The sequence below is a fragment of the Pseudomonas fluorescens genome, assembly GCF_902497785.1.
Taxonomy (GTDB): domain Bacteria; phylum Pseudomonadota; class Gammaproteobacteria; order Pseudomonadales; family Pseudomonadaceae; genus Aquipseudomonas; species Aquipseudomonas fluorescens_BO.
The window spans coordinates 188,486-207,192 of sequence record NZ_CABVHK010000009.1; the positions used below are offsets into that span (position 1 = coordinate 188,486).

Consider the following 18,707-nt stretch of genomic DNA (forward strand, 5'->3'; position numbering starts at 1 on the left):
TTTTCCGGCCTAATGACTGCGCTCGGTACTTCTTCTAACTTGTAAGCCATCCGCAGGAAGCGCAATGACCATGCGCCCAGTGAGATGACAACAAAAATAAGAGGAAAACCCGATGACCCGCAAATGGATCGCCGCGCGTATTGATCAGCTCGACCCTGCTACCGACTATGACGAGATCTGGAAACTCTCTGCGGCTTATCGGCCAACCGACTTCATCATGAATCTTGTGTACGCCGTCACTTTCCCTCACTTCTTCGTAAGGGAACTGGACGCGTTGCCTCTCATTGACAACGGTGACGGGAAAATTCTAAAAAACTCATTCAGACGCTCCGATGACACATCCTGGAAGATGCAGGTTTGGTGGCATTACGGTTCACACCACGACAAGACCCGCGAAAACGTTGAGTCGATAAACAAAATACACTCCCACTACGCTCAGCGATTTGGCGAGAGCTTCAGCCGCAACGACACCTACGTCTACACGCTTTGCTATGAAGCAGCCGGCATGCATCGCCTGATGCAACGCGTAGGTATGGCGGGCATGAGCGAAAAAGAGAAGCTCGCCGCTGTTAAATACTGGCACCAGATGTCAACCATTTTTCGCAACGCCGGGACGGGCGAAGCGATTACAGGCTTCCCTGATTCCTTTGATGGAATCATGGCCTTCATGGATCGCTGGGAAAGTGAGGATGTTCCCAAACACGACATGGGCCCACCGGCGGCGCGAGCAATAATCCAACAGTTCGCCGATCGTTATTTTCCAAAGTTCTCACACTCTCTGGTATTTGCCTGGGTGATCAGTCTTTATCCCGATCATCTGATCCGCGCCTACGAACTCAAACGACCCTCACCGTTGGCCAGGAAAGCATTGCGTTTGTTTACTGCCGGTTTTCTGTGGATGGGGGAAAAGGTGATCCCTGATCCGAAGGACACCTTCACGGAACGCCGGCAAGTGGCGCATGCCGCCAAGCGCGCTGCGGGTGCATCTAAAACACCAGATCAGCAGAGCGAGCAGGCGAAAGTCGCGGGTTGCCCTTTCCATCGATTCAGAGCAAAGCCCTCAGCGTCTGATGCCGCGAGCCCAGGTACCACGCAAGCAAAAAAATAATGTGCCAAAAGCACATTGGTACCAGATTGCTTGATGCAAAAGCACTCTGGGAATTACCAAATAGCGCCAAAAAAAATAACAATAGAGCCAACAACGATGAACACAATAAAAAAAATTTGTCCAGCCTTGCTAGTCCTCGCCACTCTCTCGTCCCTAGAAACTGTAGCCGCCAACGGCCCTCCACCGCCTAGCGTTGGGGAGCCGAACGGGATCAATCTGGGAGGCACCAGTTTTTACGATGGATTTGCCGGCCTGCCCGGCTTTTCGTTCCAGCAATACTTGAAGTACACCAGCGCCAGTTCGATTCGAAATAACTCGGGTAAGGAAATCAAAGACTTTGATAACCCGAAGATCAATGTCACCAGCCTGATCAACCAACTCAGCTATTACTCGCCCAACACTATTGGCGCGGGCGCACACCTGGGCTGGAACATCATTGTGCCGATCGTTTCACTCGACGGTGACTTTGGTAGCAACGGTCCACAACTCAAGGACAACGCCACTGGAGTTGGCGACGTCACCACCGGCCCGCTGGTGCAGTTCGATCCTATTGTCGATGAGCATGGACGACCTATTTTCGTCCAGCGCCTGGCACTGGATGTGTTGTTACCCGTCGGTAAATACGATGAACACAAGGACCTCAACCAAGGATCTAACTTCTACTCGATCAATCCTTACTGGGCGGCGACCTGGATGCCCGCACCCCGCTGGGAAGTGAGCTGGCGCTTGCACTATCTGCAAAACTTTAAAAACAAGGACCCAGCCAGCAGTTCAGTGCAACTGTTCGAAGGTCAGCCTGTGCGTGATACCCAGGCAGGCAAAGCGGCATGGATTAACTTTACTGCCTCCTATGAAGTGATACCCAACGTCTCAGTTGGCCTCAATGGGTATTACTTCAAACAAATAAGTGATGATGAGGTCAATGGTCACCGCCTCGCCGACTCTCGCGAAAAAGTGCTTGGGATTGGCCCTGGGGTGTTCTGGAAAGTAGGCGATGGTGATGGTGTCTGGTTCAACACTTATCGTGAGACCGAAGTAGAGAACCGCGCACGCAACGACTACGTCGTGCAGGTACGTTACGCGCACACCTTTTGAGGTCAAGAGCATTATCCTCGATGTAGCGATACGTCGAGGTGGCGCTCAACTCTTCCCCGCCACGGACGCGTTGGCTTCCAAGTTAACCGTTCGTCGAAATAAATATTGGATATGGAAGTGGGTCGACAAATGGAAGGTGGGCCTCAACGAGCTGAACGGCAATCTGCAGGTAACTCCTACCGAGCACAATAGCCGTTCGTGTGTCTTTTGCGTTTGTCCGGCTGCACTGAAGATTAGCGCTACCGAGAACATATCCGTCGTTCACACCGAGATCGCCTATGACTTGTGCTACCTCAGTAATGCTTAATTCTACACAAATTTCAGATCCGCGTTTCGCCGATTATCTCGCCTACTCCGCAATGCCGCGAGTCGCATCAGGATGAAATTAACCCTGCATCGTTTCTGCTGAAAGACCACGCCAATAAAACGAGATCCATGATGCAATATTCGCTCGCAGGCAAAATGATGATGACGCTCACACTGGTCATGCTTTGCGTTTCACTCGCTGTCGCGACGCTCAACTATCAATTCACGTCTCGGGAGTTGAGCAGACAGCAACTCAGGCAAGCCACTACGTTACTTGAGCTTGCGGCACAATCCCTAAGCGAACCGCTCGCGAGTGGTAATCAGGCTCAGATCGAAAACTTGCTGAATGAACTGTTGCGCGCCCCCGATGTTAATGGACTAACGGTGCGCGATTCCCGTACGCAACGTTCAACTTCTGTCAGTCAGAAAAACGCGGCTAATGTCTCCTTCCGGCTCAACACACAGGTAATGCATCATGGTCAGGCGCTGGCTATGCTGGATATTGAGTTCAACAACCAGGCGCTGAGAACGACCCTGAAAACTGTATTACTGCAAAACTTGGCAGTCACCGCAGTTTTGTTGCTCGCTACCTTGGGGACTGTGTGGCTATTGACCCGGCGTCACATTCTGCGACCAGTCAAAGAGGTCAGCCTTTGCCTGGCGCAGATAGCACGAGGTGAAGCTGACTTGAGTAAACGCCTAGATGCCAGTTGCCCTGATGAAATTGGTGAGTTGGCTGGCAACTTCAACCTAGTGCTTGAACGGCTATCGAACCTGATTGCGGATGTCGGGCTCGTCTCTAGCGCTCTCGATCAGCATGCCGGTGAAATGGACATAACAACTGGTCACACCTCGCACGCTACCGCCCAGCAGGTTCAGCAGGTCGAATCCGTAGCCGCTTCCGTGCAGCAACTCGCTCGATCCGCCATCCAGGTTGCCAGACACGCCTCGAGCACTAGCGCACAAACACGCGAGTCGGCAGCCCATGTCTGCGAAGGGAACGCCATGATGGACGCCAGCCAGCAAATGGTCGAACGCCTGGGGACACAGATAGCCCATACCGCTCTGAAACTGGGTGACTTGATGCGAGACAGCGAGGGGATCGGTGCGATGGTGGTCACTATTCGCGGGATCGCCGAGCAGACCAACCTTCTCGCCCTGAACGCCGCCATCGAAGCCGCACGAGCCGGTGAGCAAGGACGAGGATTTGCCGTGGTCGCTGACGAAGTCCGTGCCCTGGCGCTAAAAACCCGCCAGTCGACCGAAGTCATTGAAAATATTGTCACCCAGTTACAGGGCGCAGCGCATCAGGCACGAGAAGCCATGGAGGGTTGCCAGAATGCGCTGCAGGATGCGGTGGGCACCTCACGGCAAGTCGGTGAGTTCCTGACGCGAATCAGCGAAAACATTCAGGGCATCAATGAAATGAACCAACACATTGCTTTGGCTGCTCAGGAGCAGAGTACTGTCGCGGAAACGGTGAACGAAAATATCATCACCATTCACCGACTGAGTGATGGAGTCTCCCACTATGTCAATGACCTGGCTGATGGAGCACGACTCCTGAATAAGCAAAGTCAGTTGCTGCACCACAGAATAAGCTCTTTCAAAGTCTAGCGATGCATAGGTTATTGGGAGAAGCACCGTGGTGCTGTGCGTCTAAATCGTCAATTGAAACAAGCGTAAGAACTCGATAACCAGAGTGCATTAGGTGCTTAATGCTCGGATCTCTCACGAAAAAAAGGATATCGATTTACCAACAAATAAAACCGAATCAAGGGACAGTTGCCGCACGGAAGCCCAGCTAGTAAAGGCCATAAAAACGTAGTTAGCGGATCTGCTCCCTCGAATATGAGGCTGCTCCTATGTATGAACCCGACAGCTACAACGTTTTTGCAAAAATTTTTTATCGGCCCATTGACGCAGCTATACGCTGGTGCAATCTCATGGCTCATGAAACCCAAATACTAGAATCGGCTTGGGACAGTCCTGCGCTCCTGTCAAAATACTTCCCCCAATGGCCGTGCCTACAGGCAAATACCGAAAAAATTATAGATGCCATTCGCCATGGCGACCTGGCCTATGGCTGCTTCGGCGTGTCGGTCACGATTGGCACGCCCATCGATTGCAGTCAGATAACTATCCGCCATACTGACCTCAGAGTTTGGATGGCGCGCTACTACCCTGACCAAAGACCAAGCTTTCTTTTCGAACAGTCCTTCAACCAACAAGGAGCTATCAGCCCTGGCACCTATCTGGCCTTACAAGCCGACCGAGATGCAATGCAATTGCGGATAAAAAATATAGAAGCGTCTTATCAACAACTACTCGATGAGCTTGAGGCAATGGGGTTGGAAAGAGAAAATATCCATCAGTTACTAAAGTCCAACAGTAAACTCAGTGACCGCAGTGAAATCGGCTACCTGAAAGTCATAGGGGCGTTGCTTGAACTAATCTTAGGACACTCGCCATCAGGTAAACCGCACTCAGTATTTGATAGTCAATCCTCCATCGTCAATTCCATCTCAGCTCATCGCAAAGACGATCCTGGCCTGAGCAAACGCACGCTGGATGCAAAGTTCGCCGCAGCCAATCGCATACTCAAAAAAGGTATCTGAGTGGAGCAATTGCACTGCAATACCTCTGATTGCAGTGCAATGACTCTCCCCCACTTCTGCTATTCAATTCAGGTCACTTCCCACCACGCGCCAATCGGCGCCAGGAGTGACCAGCATGTCCAGCCAATCCTTACCCATCGTTGAAGCACCTCAACTGCAGGTAGAACGCCACATCATGCGACGTGACGAGGTGGAGCGAAAAACCGGCTTCAAACGCGCGCACATCTACAACCTGATGAAGGAAGGTAAATTCCCTCAGGCTAAACGCATTGGATTGCGGGCAGTCGGTTGGGACTCGCTAGAAATCGAGCAGTGGGTCGTTGAACGCTTAGGCAAACAGGCCTGATGCCATGCGTGTGGTATCGGTGGTTTCCACCAAAGGCGGGGTGGGCAAAACCACAGTAGCCGCCAATCTCGGCGGCCTACTGGCTGACGCAGGCCTACGCGTCCTGCTACTGGATCTGGATAGCCAACCCACCCTCTCCAGCTATTACGCCTTGAGCCAGAAGGCTGATGTCGGTGCGTACGAGTTCATCGCACTCAACCTAGCTATGCCTGCCCAGATTATTTCCAGGACAGTGATTGCAGGGCTCGATCTGATCGTCTCCAACGACGATCAAGGTCGACTGAGTACCTTGCTGCTGCACGCCCCTGACGGGCGATTACGCCTACGCAATCTGCTCGACAACTTCCGCGCCCGTTACGACCTGCTTTTGATCGACACCCAAGGTGCGCGTAGCGTGCTGCTGGAGATGGCCATCCTGGCCTCCGACCTTGCCCTCTCTCCCATCACCCCGGAAATGCTCGCCGCCCGCGAACTGCAGCGTGGCACCTTGAAGCTACTCAGCGAACTCGAACCTTTCCGCCACCTGGGCATTCCACCCCCACCCTTACGACTGCTCCTGAACCAGGTGAATGCCATTCGAGTGGACACCCGGATGATCATCCGTGGCCTGCGCGAGACCTTCGCAGGGGCTAACAACATCTCGGTTCTAGACACCGCAATTCCGGAGCGAGTGGCGTACCTCAACGCCGCCTCCCTTGGCCTACCGGTCCACCGAGTCGAGACACGCCAGTCACGGGAACGACGCTCGCCATCCGCGATGGAAACCATGCAAGCGCTGGCCATCGAGTTGTTTCCGGAATGGCGCGAAGCGATTTCTAGGGTGGGCAGGTGCACGGAGGTTAAATGACACCATTCACCATGCCGGCACTTCTCGCCCAATCATTGTGTTTGCTCGACCTTATAGCCAACAGCGTTTGGCAAGGAGTCTTCTGATGTTGGATCAACTTCCCATCATCGCTCCACCATTCACTCGACCACACCACCCATCTGGCGATGAATACTGCACTGTCGTCTTTCGCCTGCAGGGTGGACGCTCGGCCATGGGTTGGCTCCTCGCAGAGCTTTCCAGACATTTCGAAGGTTCGGGGACTGCCAAGATCGTCAAGTTCGAGGTCGGTGACCATTTGCGTAACCGGCGTTAACTGAGGTTGTTCCGATGAAGAAGCTCAGTCAGGCGCAGATCACCGACAAGCTGCACCAGGACCACTTCCCTCGAGGTCCAGAACTGGAGCGGCTATCCGATCCACTTACTGACACGCCTATGCTGGTCACTCTGGAGCAGTTGCGGCCCTACGAACACAACCCTCGATTCATTCGTAATCCGCTGTATGACGATATCAAGGCTTCGATCCGTGAACGCGGGCTGGATCAACCACCGCCGATTACCCGTCGCCCGGGAGAAACCTATTTCATCATCCGCAACGGCGGTAATACGCGCTTGGCGATTCTCGGCGAGCTGTGGCAGGAAACTCGCGACGAGCGTTTCTTTCGGATTCACTGCCTGTTCCGACCTTGGAGCAATGAAACCAACGCCCTACTCGGCCATTTGGCGGAAAGCGATCTGCACGGCCAACTCACGTTCATCGAACGGGCTCTGGCGGTAGCCAAACTCAAAACCATGCTTGAATCGGATGGCCCACAGCTCTCACAACGGGAGCTGGCTCGACGTCTTGCCGCTGGGGGCTATCCGATTTCACAGTCGCACATCAGCCGGATGCTGGACACCCTCGAACACTTATTACCCGCCATTCCACAAACTCTGTATGCCGGGTTGGGTAAGCCTCAGATAGAGCGTCTGATCGGTCTACGTAGTCAGGCTGAGCGAATCTGGAACCGTTATCCAACTGCCACAGTTGCATTTGCAGAGTTCTGGCTGGAATCCATGGGTTACTTCGATTGCGATCCTGAATCCTTTGATCTTGAGAAGATCCAGGATGAATTACTCGAACGCATGAGCCGCTTGCTCGGACAGTCCTACCGTATGCTGGCCCTGGAGCTGAGCGATACCCAACGGGTCGTATCCACGCCTGGGGCTGTCACTACCAGGCCCTCAGAGAACATCTATTCGCCAAGCGAACATGAAGCCGCGGCAGAACCGCCCTCCTCCGACACTGAATCACAATCAACCCAGGTCGAGAGCAGGATAGAGTCAGTTTCAGAAGAACTGCTCGCAGAACCCGAAACAAATGTTTCACCAGCGGTCAATCCTCGATCACGCGTTCAACAGATTCGTGAGCAAATCGATCGCGAGATAGCCACCAAAGCGACGTCTCCAGTCGAAACCTGCCCAATCGACGACCTCTGGACGATCACACCAACGCTGGATACACCCGAACAACTGCGTTTAGCCATTGCCGGACTGGCGCGAGAAATGGCGGCCTATGCCGGATACCCCGAGAGCATCATCGGTCAGCCGCTTGGCTTGGGCTTCGCCCTGAACATCGAGCGAGTTGATCTTGCAGCGCCTCACGCAACCGGCGTTCACCTACTGCTCATGGCCCTGCTGCGCGCTCAAGACGACGTCAACTGGGAAGATCGTAAGCAACTGCCGTCAGCGCTGTTCGGCCAATTGTTGCTGGGGATCTATCAACTCCCGCTCACAAATCGTCCCGCCGTGGACGTGGGACTGGAGCGGCTGCCCGACAGGCTGTTAATCAAACTGTATCGCCTGATCCGCCTGGCCCGGCGTCTGATCGACTTAACGATTCCCCCTGAAGATAGCTCACCGAAGGAGCTGCCATGAACCTGTCCTTCAATGTGCTCAACCAGGCCATGCTGACCCAGATACTGCATGAGCTGCGCCAGGGTAACCTGCAGCGCTGCAAGGCACTCGGACTGGGTGAGGACGACATCTACCTGTTGCAATCCTTACCGCCCACTACGTTGTCGCGCCTGGCCCATGCAACCATCCCCTGGGTTGAGATCAAGATTGACTCGCCGGTGCTGCATCGGTTGATCGAGCAAGCCGAACGTGACGAGCAGAACGAGCGCTTGATCAACCGCGCGCTCAAGCTCGGCGCCAGCAGCACCATCATGTACCAATGCTTTGGCTTGGCGCATTCGGAAACCGCCCTGCGTCGACGTCTGCTCAAGATAGAAACCCGAAAAGGTCGCCCTCAGAATTTGAGCGAGGCGCAGGAGCATGCGCTCTGGCAGCGTTGGTGCCAACTACGCGCTCAGGACAGTACCGAGGACCAGCTCGACGCCATGATGATGCTGGCGGAGGAGCAACAAGTCAGCTTGACCATCGTCTGGCAACAAATCGACCAGTACAGCAACGGCACATGAACACAGCCCCTTCCAGTCGTTGGCAGCGTGTCCTGCAGCAATGCACCCAGCATCTGAGTGAACGCTGGCCCGTACGCCCTACCACTGAACAACCCTCCAACCAGGCCCTGCAAGCTGGCTTTCTATTCAGTGGCCAATCTCACGAAGTCGTGCCACGTCGGCTGCTGTTGGATAGTCGGTTGACGCCGTTGGAACGCAATGCCTGGCAGGTGTTTCGACTCATGCTGCAAGGCCAGGGCGTGGTCACGCCGCGCTATGAGGATTTGCAGCCTTACCTGTCGAGCGTGCCCTACGGTGCGTCAGCCTCCCGTGAAACCATTGCTCGGGTGTTGACGATGCTCAGGTTGACGCGCTGGCTCAGTTTGGTGAGTCGCGGACGCGATCAGCTCAGCGGACGTCTTCAAGGTTTTCTGTATGTTCTGCACGATGAGCCGTTAACCCCCGCCGAAGCCATGGAACTGGATCAGGATTACCTGGCGCTGGTCGGGCATGCCCTCGGTCATGCGACGAAGGCGGTGCGTATTGTCGCTCAGCACGTTGTGGAGGAAGTCCGCCAGGACACGAATATCGATCGTGATCGGTTACCGACGCGGCTCGACAGCTGGGGCGAACACTGGACGCAGCAAGGATTGGATCAGCCAGCCGTTGATGCCTTCCACGATTCCGAACGGGAGGAAGATCACCGCGTTCGGAATCGTGCAGGCCCTCGTTCGGATTCCGAACCGGGCCTGAACGTCAATGTTTCAGACACCGTTCGGAATCCGAACGCCGCCTGTACTGTATTAAAAGAAAGTATTTGTACAGTACCGCGCGCGACCGCAGCGGTGGATAACCTGCACTGGCCCGCTGCGCTGCACCTGAGCCCAAGCGAGCGTCAGGCCGTCGCCGTGGCGCTGAACAAACTCAAACCAGCGGATCGGCAGGCGGTGCTCAACGAAGCGGGAGCACGTTGTGCGGCCGGTGGAATCCGCAAGCCAGCGGCGTATCTGATGGGCCTGATCCAGCGCGCACTGAAAGGTGACTTTCGTCCTTGGGCAGGTCAGGCCGAACCTTCACCCATTGCAGAATCACCTCCACCCGCTCCCTCGCGGCCATCTCGACAACAGGGCGAACCCGCGTCTGCCCTCGCACAAGCGTGCCTGAATGAGCTGCGCCAACTGCGTGGCAAACGCGGTGGACCTCAGTAGATTTGATGCCAGTGGCATCAAATCCATGGTGTTCCACTCTACGAACACATCGGACCAAACTATGAAACTCTTAGGGAAAAGCCGGGACATCTCTTTCGATGAACGTAGACGTCAGTAGATTTGATGCCGGTGGCATCAAATCTACTGACGTCTCCATAATTAGCCCTCTTAAACCAAACCGAACAGACCGCATTCAGTTTTTTGGCTGTCCTTGACCCTCATCTGCCGCAACGTTTCCGTCCAAGCGAATGCGAGGACAACGCCGTGGCCGATCATTACCAACTCAACCTGGGTTCATTGCGCAGCAGCATCACCCTGACCCTGCACACTCACCACGCCGCCCGTATCTGGCAAGGGCGGACCGCACGCGAAGGCGTTCACTCGATCATGGGCATGGCCGGCTACATCAGTGTCACCAACCTGATCAAACAAACCGCGGCTCAGGACGATCCCTATGCCGACTGGGCCATCGTACAACTCGAAGAAAAACTGATGCAGGCCAAGGCTGGGATGCTGGAACTGACCCAACAGCTGGATCGGATCAGACAGGACCTGCCGACACAGATCGACATGGGCGACAACCTCAACATCCACCCCGTCACCTTGCCGTTGTACATCGGCAGCCAGCTGGGTTTTCTGGCGGTCTACCTGCTGACCGACTACGACACCCTGGTGCGTCGTACCCTATTGGCCCATCACACAGCCTTGATCGGCCGCGTCGACATGGAAGCCTGGATCGATGACGGCGCCCATCTGCTGCGCAGCCTGTTCGGCCAGGCGCAGCGCTATCGGCATTCTGGCGTCACCCGTGATGACATGGCAGCGAACAATGCCCGTGCTCTGGCGGCCATCGAGAAGATGGGTTTGCCCCCCATGGACATTCTTGAGGGTCATCGCCGCTCCCAGTTCGCGCCACCGATCATTCGTCGTGGTGCTGTGGCAGTGGATGACGCGGACGCATTGGCAGAGGAAGCGAGAGAGCCATCTGCGACGGTGGATGAGCCGGAGGACGAAGCATGAATCTCATGATCCCGGCTCAACCAATGCCCTTCGAAGCGTTAACACCGGATGCCTATCGACAGCTCGAACACGCTGCCTCCCTAAAAGGCCTTTTAAAACCTTTTAAGGGTAAGGGGGAGTTGGACCACCTGGCGCAGGTGGCGAGGGAAATCGAGGCGCAGTTATGTCACCTGATGGAAGCTGTTGTGCAGCAAGCCGGACAGCCCCCGTACTCACTGCTGGATATTCGATTGGTGCTGCAGAACACCAGCGCGGGCAGCACCTTTTTGCGTTGGCGAACCCGTGACTTCGCCCGCATGGGGGTTGCGGTCTGGGAACGCCAGGTCCGCAACAAGACCCAACCGCAGGCCGTACGCGAGGGGTTGCACCGTTTCGAATGCAACCGTATTGCACTGAACCTGCAGATGAGCGTGGTGCATTCGCTTTACCGCCAGGCCTCGACCTGCGCGATCAAAATGGCCAGTGCCGAACGGCTGCTGCGCCAGTTCACAACCGCAGCGGAGATATCACGATGAGTACTTTTTTCGTCGGCGAAGGCAACATCGGCAGTGCGCCAGAGTTCCAGGAATTCGCCTCAGGCAATGACGAGCCACGGCGTTTGCTACGGCTGAATGTGTACTTCGACAACCCCGTGCCACGCGAGGGCGGCTACGAAGATCGAGGCGGCTATTGGGCGCCGGTTGAGCTCTGGCACCGCGAGGCTGAACACTGGAGCACGCTGTACCAGAAAGGTATGCGTGTGCTGGTCGAGGGCCGCACGATACGAGATGAGTGGGAGGACAGCGAAGACAACGCGCGGGTGACCTTCAAGATCGAGGCCCGTCGAGTCGGCATCCTGCCTCATCGAGTGCACAGCGTGGTCATGCGGGAGCGATCCAATGACCCGACTGCAGCTGCAATCGGTCACGACGGGCGAGATCATCCTCCTGGATATCGCGGCCACTCCCGGCGATCAACCGCTGGAGCCCGTACGTATTCTCAAGAATGCTCAGGGGCAAGCTACCGAGGCTGAATCTAGCACCGTCCCTGTTCCAGAACGCACACCGATCCCGGTCGCTTTGACGCGCTACGCCGCGCAAAGCCTGTACGCGCCGCTGCGCACCGTGGAGTCCCTGCCCGGTGTACGCCGCGTCCCGCTCAAGCTGCGTACCGAACTGCCGACCCTGCTGCCGACCGAAAACGTGTCCAGCACACCCATCGCCGTCTGGCGACTCGGTGATTACTGGGTGACGGCGGTGAAATTGCGCAATCGTGGTTCAGAGACGGTGCAACTCGATCCACGTCGACTTCAGGCCAAGCTGTTCGCCGCGGCCTTCCAGCATGCTTTCCTCGGGCCTGTCGGCAGCGCTGAAGACACCACGATCGCCTACCTTGTCACCCGCGGTGCCGGCCTCGAGCAAGCCGTGCTGCTACCGCCCGTTGCGCGAGGTGCTGACGATGAAAGCTAACGCCTTGCTCAAATGGCTGGTACCGGCTGCGCTGCTGGGCGTGGTACTGATCATCCTGAAAACCTGGGTCCCGGGTGGCAGCACACCTTCTCCAGAGCACCCAGTTGATCAGGGCAATATTCAATTATCCGCCGAGCAAGCCAAGTCGCTCGGCATTGCGGGCGATACCCCACGCGACACGGTCGCCACCCTGGTCGGCCAGGTGAAGGCCATGCGCAGCGACATGCTCGGTTTGAAGAAACACAATGACTCACTGCAGACGGAAAACAACCGCCTACGCGAGCGGGAAAACAGTGTCGATTCGCGTATCCAGACCGCGCTTGGCAGTGTGACCCAGCAGGTCGACGAAGGCCGCCGCCAAGCCAACGAGGCCCGACTCAAAGCGGAACAAGACAGTCGTCAGGCTCGCGGCCTGCTCACGCAATTGCAGGATCAGTTGTCGGGGCTGACCGGCAAAGGCAAGGATATGCCAATCGGATTGGGGCTCGAGCCTGGCGACGGTGCTCAGTTTGACGGACAGCATCCTGCCAATGATGCGCTGCAGTGGATTGAACCCTCGGATGCTTCGGGCACCGACACCCGAGGCAAAACCAAGACCTCCTCCCTCGCATTGAGTCTGCCTACCGCCTTCAACTCACTGGAAGGCTTGAAAGACAATCCTATTGATCGCAGCCAGAAACAGCTACGTGCAGTCACCAAGGGTGAGCGTGACCTGACGCGATCCGTTGACCGAACCGAAGGGGCGAAGCCGGTCTACACCATCCCCGAAAACGCGACATTGATGGGCTCAGTCGCCATGACCGCGCTGATCGGCCGCGTCCCGGTGGACGGCACTGTGAATGATCCCTATCCCTTCAAAGTGCTGGTCGGCCCTGAGAACCTGACCGCCAACGGCATCGACCTGCCAGACGTCGCGGGTGCCGTAATGAGCGGCACCGCGTCCGGTGACTGGACCCTGTCTTGCGTACGTGGACAGGTCGAGTCAATCACCTTTGTGTTTACCGATGGCACCATCCGCACGGTACCTCAGCCGAAAGCAGTAGCCAGCCGCACTGCCTCCACCACCCAGAGCTCAAACACCGACAAGATCCGCGGCGGACTCGGTTACCTGTCCGATCCGTATGGCATTCCTTGCATCGCTGGCGAGCGCCGCTCGAACGCTCAGCAATACCTCGGCAGCCAGAGCCTGATCACTGCCGCCGGCGCCGGTGTCGCCGCCCTGCTCGGGGATGAGCGGAACAACAGCAGCGTGATCAGTTCAGGCGGCAGTACCCTCGGGGTCACCAGTAGCAGTGGCAACAGCGCGCTGAATTCAATTCTCAGCGGCGGGGTCAGCGACATCCGCGAGTGGGTCAACAAGCTGTATGGCGAAGCCTTTGCTGCCGTGTACGTGCCACCGGCAGCACAAGTCGCGCTGCACCTCGACCATGAGATCACCATCGACTACGAGCCCAAGGGCCGGAGCGTTCGCCATGAAAAAGACCATGCCTCCCTGCCTGACCTGGATTAGCGTGTTCTGCTGGGTCCTGGCGGGGTGCTCCACCGACAAGGAGACGCTTCTGCCCCATGGAGAGCAAACCATGCTGGACATCTGGAACGGCGCCGGTTCGCAAGGCACTCAGCAGCAACTGCTGGATGCTCGGCAGCAGTTACGCCGCCCGTTGGCTCAAGCAGATTTCTCCTTTTCTCTCCAGGAACCGTACACTCGCACAGCGGCGAACGAGATCCGCAACCTGTTCCCTCGCTTGCCCAATCCCGATCTGGTGCTATACGTGTATCCGCATCTGAGTGGTACCGAGCAGGCACCGATCCCAGGTTACTCGACCGTCTTTCCGTTCTACCAACGTGTGCAGTACGCATTACCTGGTGAACGTCAGGAAGACCTGTAGTGCGTAGCGGCGATTCGGGCAATCGCACTCCCACGTGGAAAGGCTGGCGCAATCCATTGCGCCCTCGCGCGACCTTGGCCGATGAGGCCGCACTCTATGCGCACAACCCCAGCTTCACCGATTACCTGCCTTGGGTCGAATACCTCGACACTGAGCAGTGTTTTCTACTGGATGACAATCGCTCGGTGGGTGCGGTGTTCGAGTTGCTGCCCATCGGCACCGAAGGGCGCGAACCCGATTGGCTGATGGCGGTCCGCGACGCCCTCGAAGACGCCCTGCAAGATAGCTTTGACGAGCTGGATCAAGCGCCTTGGGTGGCGCAGTTTTTCTGTCAAGACGACAACGACTTCACACCCTACCTGACCCAGCTCACCGATTATATTCAGAACAGCGCGCGAGGTACGGTCTTCACCGAGGCGTATTTGCAGCTCAGCCGCCGTCATCTGAAGGCCATCGCCAAGCCCGGTGGTCTGTTTGAGGATCAGGTGGTGACGCGCCTGCCCTGGCGCGGCAATAACCGACGGGTGCGTCTGGTGGTCTATCGCTGGCTTGAATCTGACGCTGAGGAGACGGGACTCACCCCGGTGCAATCCCTGCAACAGGCTTGCGAACGTATCCGTGCTTCGTTGCAGGCGTGCGGGGTGCACTCAACGCGAGTCGATGGCCGAGGTCTGTATGCCTGGTTATTGCCCTGGTTCAATCCGGCCCCCAGGCTCACTGATGAAGCGCCCGAAAATTTCTACCGCCGCGTGGCCTATCCGGAGTCGGGTGACGGTGAGTCGCTGGATCTGCCCTTCGATCATGACTTTGCCGAGCGGCTGTTCTTCAACGAACCGCGTTCGGATGTGCAGCACGGACTCTGGTTTTTCGACGATCAACCCCACCGGGTGATAGTGGTGGACAAACTGCGGCGGGCACCATCGATTGGTCAACTCACCGGCGAAACCCGCAAGGGTGACGCGGTGAATGCGCTGTTCGACCAGTTACCCGAAGGTACGGTGACGAGTCTGACCTTAATGGTCAAACCACAGGATGTACTCGAGGATCAGTTGAACCGCCTAGCTCGCAAAGCCATCGGTGAAAACCTGGCCTCGACCCAGACTCGTCAGGATGTCGAAGAGGCTCGCGCGATCATCGGCCGCCAGCACAAGCTGTACCGAGGAACCCTGGCGTTCTACGTACGCGGTCACGATGAACAGCAATTGCACCAGCGCTCGGTCAGCCTGGCCAACGCGCTGTTGGGCGCGGGGCTGCAACCGGTAAGTGAAGGCGATGAGGTCGCCGCCTGCAACAGCTACCTGCGTTGGTTACCGATGGCTTACAACCCGGCCCGCGACACGCGTAACTGGTACACCCGCCTGATGTTCGCCCAGCACCTAGCGAACCTGGTTCCGGTCTGGGGCCGCAGCACCGGCACCGGCCACCCGGGCATCACCCTGTTCAACCGCGGCGGCTCGCCATTGAGCTTCGACCCATTGTCACGCCTGGATCGGGCCATGAACGGTCATCTGCTGTTGTTCGGCCCCACCGGTGCCGGGAAGTCGGCGACCTTGGTCACCCTACTGATGCAGGTCATGGCCGTGTACCGCCCTCGCCTGTTTATCGTAGAGGCCGGCAACTCATTCGGCTTGCAGGGAGACTACTTCGCGACACAGGGCCTGTCGGTCAACAAGATCCAATTGAAACCTGGCGCCTCGGTCTGTCTCGCCCCGTTCGCCGATGCTTGGCGCCTGGTCGAGCAGCCGGATCAGGTGGCGAGTCTGTCGATCGATGAGCTGGACGATGAGGTGGTAACCAGTCACGAAGACCAGCGCGATGTTCTCGGCGAACTGGAAATCACTGCCCGCCTGATGATCACCGGCGGCGAGGCCAAAGAAGAGGCGCGCATGAGTCGAGCCGATCGCAGCTTGATCCGCGAGTGCATTCTCGATGCGGCGCAGACCTGCGTCGCGGCGGGTCGCCAGGTACTGACCCGCGACGTACGCGACGCCTTGCTGGGCATCGCCGCCGACCCGCACTTGCCGGAGAAACGTCGCGAGCGTGCCCAGGAAATGGGCGAGTCCATCGACCTATTTTGCCAGGGTTTCGAGGGTGAACTGTTCGATCGCGAAGGCACGCCTTGGCCCGAGAGCGATGTGACCATTGTCGACCTTGCCACTTACGCGCGCGAAGGCTACGAGGCACAGATGTCCATCAGCTACATCAGCTTGATGAACACCGTGAACAACCTCGCCGAGCGCGACCAGTACCTGGGCCGACCGATCATCATGGTCACCGACGAGGGTCATATCATCACCAAGAACCCGTTGCTGGCGCCGTTCGTGGTCAAGGGGACGAAGATGTGGCGCAAGCTCGGCGCTTGGTTCTGGCTGGCGACGCAGAACCTTGCTGATTTTCCCACGGCTGCGCAGACCATGCTCAACATGATCGAATGGTGGATTTGTTTGAATATGCCGCCCGCGGAAATCGAAGAAATCGCACGGTTCAAGAAGCTTTCACCTGCGCAGAAAGCCCTGTTGCTCTCCGCCAGCAAAGAGCCGGGGAAATACACCGAGGGAGTGGTGCTGTCGAAAAAGCTCGAGACGCTGTTTCGAGCCGTGCCACCCAGTCTTTACCTCGCTTTGGCCATGACAGAGCCCGAGGAAAAAGCCGAACGCTGGACACTGATGCAGGAGAATGGCTGTTCGGAGTTGGAAGCGGCTTACCGGGTAGCTGAACGGATCGATAGCGCACGAGGAATAGAGCCCATATAAGGGAGGTGTGGCGCTCCCAGCTTGGCCAATCCGGCAGCTAGCCGTTGGACACCTTTTCAACGTAGGCATCCATGAACCAGTCAGGGACCTCATCAACCTTGAACTCAAGGTCCGTCCCATCCGTAACTTCGGCCAGCAGCACCAGATCGGCACCGGAGTTATCGAAGATGTAGGCCCGGTCCGAAGCAGCAATAGCCACAGGCAGCAGGCTCAGGCAACGGCCGTAGCGCTGTACAATTTTTTCTGTGGGAACTGGGTGCCCACCTGCCGCGACACGGTTCCTGACCCTGTTGATATTGATGTCAGGGTCTTCAGTTGCCACAAAGTACAGGTAGGTTCGGTATCCAGACTCTCTTGCCTTGAGCATAAAAGCGATTTTGTCGTCGCTAGACATCACCGTTTCGAAGGTGAAAGACAGCTGGTCTTCGAGGAGCTTGTTCCGGATGAAGTCAGAGAGCACGGAGGCAAAATAGGAGTTCATCGCGACCGTCTGGAAATTCAGGCCGTTGCTGCTAAAGCCTATGTTGGTCGCCTCCTCATCGAGCCGGGCAGACCTGACCAGCCGATGCTCCCTAATGAAACCGAGGACCTCATCACCCTCAACTTCCAGTTGAAAATCACTGAACTCCAGACGACCGCTGTCTTTGGCAGCCTTCTCGATTTCATCCGGGTTAATGTAGATACCGATCAGGTGGGAAGGGATGGCACTCTTCATCGTGCTCTTGCCGGAGCCGTTGGGTCCAGCAAAGACCCTCAACCGAGGGACAGTCATGAGCAACGGCGCACCTTAATGACGCCACCCAGAGTCACTTTGTGCTTGGGCTTGGCCACCCGAATGACTTTGTGCTTACCGTCAGCAGTCGTTTCAACAAGCATGCCGTTCATGACTTCCATCACACTGCGGCCGGCAGCCAGGGCGTTGATATAGGCGGTATTGATGGCGCCTTCAGCCATGACCGGGATCTTATCCTCCAGTCGGCTCACCAGATCGTCACTCAACACTCGTTTGGCTTTCATATCGCGCTCCACGTTCTCAGAGCGTGCAGAATCTGCACTTAATCAGAATCTTAGCTACGTAAACCTGTTTGTAACAGGGCGAAAGCTACTTCTGTCAGCCTTCATTCTAGAGGAATGGCGTCTGGAACCATACCTTTCAAGAGATTTTCACGTTCGATGCATGACCGGTGGCATTTGAAGCAAGTGCCGCCCTTGGTGCAGCGCCCAAATAAGGGAAGCACAATCCCCCACCGAGTTGTTCAGCCGGTGGAAAAAACGCGCCAGCGAAGCGGCAATCGTTCTTAAACTGCATGGTCTGTGTCGATGCAGCCAGGTTGAGTGCAAACGGGCGATCAAGACGATGCAATCGCCCATAAGCAACAGGGTTACTGTGACACGCTCCGAAGCCGTTGCTGAATTCTCAACAGAAAACCGGCTTCGAAGGCATCTTGGCAGTCACCGACAGGAAAGGTCTTGCGCGTTTGCGCCAGTTCCCACCACAAAGGAATATCGGTCGTTGCCTCAAGCCAAGCCTGGGCACATTGCACACCACGCTCGATCATCGGCGAAAATTCGCTGCCCCAAGGTGTCAGAAGACTTGGGCAACCATCCGCCGCAGGAATTGAAATGTAGTTTTGGTCCATACACACCCT

20 protein-coding genes and 1 pseudogene are annotated in these 18,707 nt (G+C 56.7%); 18 read left to right on the top strand and 3 right to left on the bottom strand.

Features of this window, described 5'->3' with window-relative positions; genetic code table 11:
• Positions 1-112 precede the first annotated feature (112 nt).
• The 18 genes and pseudogenes from F8N62_RS15495 (at position 113) to F8N62_RS15575 (ending at position 17,058) form a co-directional block, all read left to right on the top strand.
• Complete coding sequence (locus tag F8N62_RS15495) at positions 113-1,108, top strand: hypothetical protein (RefSeq protein WP_090406428.1); 996 nt, start codon at positions 113-115, stop codon at positions 1,106-1,108.
• Positions 1,109-1,204: 96 nt separating this feature from the next.
• Positions 1,205-2,203 (top strand): transporter, encoded by a 999-nt coding sequence (locus tag F8N62_RS15500; protein WP_032904495.1) that lies wholly within the window; start codon positions 1,205-1,207, stop codon positions 2,201-2,203.
• Between the two features lie 798 nt (positions 2,204-3,001).
• Positions 3,002-3,268: pseudogene (locus F8N62_RS32300) on the top strand (HAMP domain-containing protein); the annotation flags it as partial.
• A gap of 69 nt (positions 3,269-3,337) precedes the next feature.
• Positions 3,338-4,126, top strand: coding sequence for a methyl-accepting chemotaxis protein (locus tag F8N62_RS32305; protein WP_371101270.1), 789 nt, complete (start codon positions 3,338-3,340; stop codon positions 4,124-4,126).
• A 248-nt stretch (positions 4,127-4,374) separates the two neighbouring features.
• Entirely contained in the window at positions 4,375-5,127 is a 753-nt protein-coding gene (locus F8N62_RS15510; protein WP_150709205.1) for a hypothetical protein, read from the top strand.
• Between the two features lie 115 nt (positions 5,128-5,242).
• The gene (locus F8N62_RS15515) at positions 5,243-5,473 is read left to right on the top strand and encodes an AlpA family transcriptional regulator (protein ID WP_020300882.1); all 231 of its coding nucleotides are present in this window, start codon (positions 5,243-5,245) and stop codon (positions 5,471-5,473) included.
• Between the two features lie 4 nt (positions 5,474-5,477).
• Positions 5,478-6,320, top strand: coding sequence for a ParA family protein (locus tag F8N62_RS15520; protein ID WP_020300883.1), 843 nt, complete (start codon positions 5,478-5,480; stop codon positions 6,318-6,320).
• Positions 6,321-6,405: 85 nt separating this feature from the next.
• Positions 6,406-6,615 (top strand): hypothetical protein, encoded by a 210-nt coding sequence (locus F8N62_RS15525; protein ID WP_076964377.1) that lies wholly within the window; start codon positions 6,406-6,408, stop codon positions 6,613-6,615.
• 14 nt (positions 6,616-6,629) lie between these two features.
• Positions 6,630-8,216, top strand: coding sequence for a ParB family protein (locus tag F8N62_RS15530; RefSeq protein WP_020300884.1), 1,587 nt, complete (start codon positions 6,630-6,632; stop codon positions 8,214-8,216).
• Positions 8,213-8,761, top strand: a complete 549-nt coding sequence (locus F8N62_RS15535; protein WP_032903632.1) for a DUF2857 domain-containing protein — start codon at positions 8,213-8,215, stop codon at positions 8,759-8,761. Before F8N62_RS15530 ends, F8N62_RS15535 begins: the two co-directional genes overlap by 4 nt.
• Positions 8,758-9,948 carry an STY4528 family pathogenicity island replication protein gene (locus F8N62_RS15540; protein WP_020300886.1) on the top strand — a complete coding sequence of 397 codons (1,191 nt, stop codon included), beginning with the start codon at positions 8,758-8,760 and terminating at the stop codon, positions 9,946-9,948. Before F8N62_RS15535 ends, F8N62_RS15540 begins: the two co-directional genes overlap by 4 nt.
• 264 nt (positions 9,949-10,212) lie before the next feature.
• Positions 10,213-10,968, top strand: coding sequence for a PFL_4669 family integrating conjugative element protein (locus F8N62_RS15545; RefSeq protein ID WP_020300887.1), 756 nt, complete (start codon positions 10,213-10,215; stop codon positions 10,966-10,968).
• On the top strand, positions 10,965-11,483 hold the full coding sequence (locus tag F8N62_RS15550) for a DUF3158 family protein (RefSeq protein ID WP_032903630.1): 519 nt from the start codon (positions 10,965-10,967) through the stop codon (positions 11,481-11,483). The genes F8N62_RS15545 and F8N62_RS15550 overlap by 4 nt, the downstream gene beginning before the upstream one ends.
• Positions 11,480-11,980 (top strand): single-stranded DNA-binding protein, encoded by a 501-nt coding sequence (locus F8N62_RS15555; protein ID WP_224791321.1) that lies wholly within the window; start codon positions 11,480-11,482, stop codon positions 11,978-11,980. Before F8N62_RS15550 ends, F8N62_RS15555 begins: the two co-directional genes overlap by 4 nt.
• The gene (locus F8N62_RS15560) at positions 11,901-12,416 is read left to right on the top strand and encodes a TIGR03749 family integrating conjugative element protein (protein ID WP_263597215.1); all 516 of its coding nucleotides are present in this window, start codon (positions 11,901-11,903) and stop codon (positions 12,414-12,416) included. The genes F8N62_RS15555 and F8N62_RS15560 overlap by 80 nt, the downstream gene beginning before the upstream one ends.
• Entirely contained in the window at positions 12,406-13,926 is a 1,521-nt protein-coding gene (locus F8N62_RS15565; protein ID WP_020300908.1) for a TIGR03752 family integrating conjugative element protein, read from the top strand. The genes F8N62_RS15560 and F8N62_RS15565 overlap by 11 nt, the downstream gene beginning before the upstream one ends.
• Positions 13,889-14,305 (top strand): TIGR03751 family conjugal transfer lipoprotein, encoded by a 417-nt coding sequence (locus tag F8N62_RS15570; protein ID WP_032903625.1) that lies wholly within the window; start codon positions 13,889-13,891, stop codon positions 14,303-14,305. Before F8N62_RS15565 ends, F8N62_RS15570 begins: the two co-directional genes overlap by 38 nt.
• On the top strand, positions 14,305-17,058 hold the full coding sequence (locus tag F8N62_RS15575; RefSeq protein ID WP_150709204.1) for a conjugative transfer ATPase: 2,754 nt from the start codon (positions 14,305-14,307) through the stop codon (positions 17,056-17,058). Before F8N62_RS15570 ends, F8N62_RS15575 begins: the two co-directional genes overlap by 1 nt.
• 37 nt (positions 17,059-17,095) lie before the next feature.
• On the opposite strand, the gene F8N62_RS15580 is transcribed toward F8N62_RS15575, so the two are convergent.
• The 3 genes from F8N62_RS15580 to F8N62_RS15590 all read right to left on the bottom strand — a co-directional run bounded on the left by F8N62_RS15580 (position 17,096) and on the right by F8N62_RS15590 (position 18,698).
• Positions 17,096-17,830: a zeta toxin family protein gene (locus F8N62_RS15580; protein WP_020300911.1), complete on the bottom strand. Its 735-nt coding sequence runs from the start codon at positions 17,828-17,830 to the stop codon at positions 17,096-17,098.
• The gene (locus F8N62_RS15585) at positions 17,827-18,075 is read right to left on the bottom strand and encodes a hypothetical protein (protein WP_020300912.1); all 249 of its coding nucleotides are present in this window, start codon (positions 18,073-18,075) and stop codon (positions 17,827-17,829) included. The genes F8N62_RS15580 and F8N62_RS15585 overlap by 4 nt, the downstream gene beginning before the upstream one ends.
• 365 nt (positions 18,076-18,440) lie before the next feature.
• Positions 18,441-18,698 carry a LasR-specific antiactivator QslA gene (locus F8N62_RS15590; protein ID WP_076964374.1) on the bottom strand — a complete coding sequence of 86 codons (258 nt, stop codon included), beginning with the start codon at positions 18,696-18,698 and terminating at the stop codon, positions 18,441-18,443.
• Between the last annotated feature and the right edge of the window lie 9 nt (positions 18,699-18,707).

Coding starts and splice junctions, on each gene's coding strand:
- F8N62_RS15580 (WP_020300911.1), bottom strand. CDS start 17,830: ATGACTGTCCCTCGGTTGAGGGTCTTTGCTGGACCCAACGGCTCCGGC.
- F8N62_RS15535 (WP_032903632.1), top strand. CDS start 8,213: ATGAACCTGTCCTTCAATGTGCTCAACCAGGCCATGCTGACCCAGATA.
- F8N62_RS15570 (WP_032903625.1), top strand. CDS start 13,889: ATGAAAAAGACCATGCCTCCCTGCCTGACCTGGATTAGCGTGTTCTGC.
- F8N62_RS15550 (WP_032903630.1), top strand. CDS start 10,965: ATGAATCTCATGATCCCGGCTCAACCAATGCCCTTCGAAGCGTTAACA.
- F8N62_RS15510 (WP_150709205.1), top strand. CDS start 4,375: ATGTATGAACCCGACAGCTACAACGTTTTTGCAAAAATTTTTTATCGG.
- F8N62_RS15540 (WP_020300886.1), top strand. CDS start 8,758: ATGAACACAGCCCCTTCCAGTCGTTGGCAGCGTGTCCTGCAGCAATGC.
- F8N62_RS15590 (WP_076964374.1), bottom strand. CDS start 18,698: ATGGACCAAAACTACATTTCAATTCCTGCGGCGGATGGTTGCCCAAGT.
- F8N62_RS15500 (WP_032904495.1), top strand. CDS start 1,205: ATGAACACAATAAAAAAAATTTGTCCAGCCTTGCTAGTCCTCGCCACT.
- F8N62_RS15525 (WP_076964377.1), top strand. CDS start 6,406: ATGTTGGATCAACTTCCCATCATCGCTCCACCATTCACTCGACCACAC.
- F8N62_RS15495 (WP_090406428.1), top strand. CDS start 113: ATGACCCGCAAATGGATCGCCGCGCGTATTGATCAGCTCGACCCTGCT.
- F8N62_RS15515 (WP_020300882.1), top strand. CDS start 5,243: ATGTCCAGCCAATCCTTACCCATCGTTGAAGCACCTCAACTGCAGGTA.
- F8N62_RS15555 (WP_224791321.1), top strand. CDS start 11,480: ATGAGTACTTTTTTCGTCGGCGAAGGCAACATCGGCAGTGCGCCAGAG.
- F8N62_RS15565 (WP_020300908.1), top strand. CDS start 12,406: ATGAAAGCTAACGCCTTGCTCAAATGGCTGGTACCGGCTGCGCTGCTG.
- F8N62_RS15520 (WP_020300883.1), top strand. CDS start 5,478: ATGCGTGTGGTATCGGTGGTTTCCACCAAAGGCGGGGTGGGCAAAACC.
- F8N62_RS32305 (WP_371101270.1), top strand. CDS start 3,338: ATGGACATAACAACTGGTCACACCTCGCACGCTACCGCCCAGCAGGTT.
- F8N62_RS15585 (WP_020300912.1), bottom strand. CDS start 18,075: ATGAAAGCCAAACGAGTGTTGAGTGACGATCTGGTGAGCCGACTGGAG.
- F8N62_RS15530 (WP_020300884.1), top strand. CDS start 6,630: ATGAAGAAGCTCAGTCAGGCGCAGATCACCGACAAGCTGCACCAGGAC.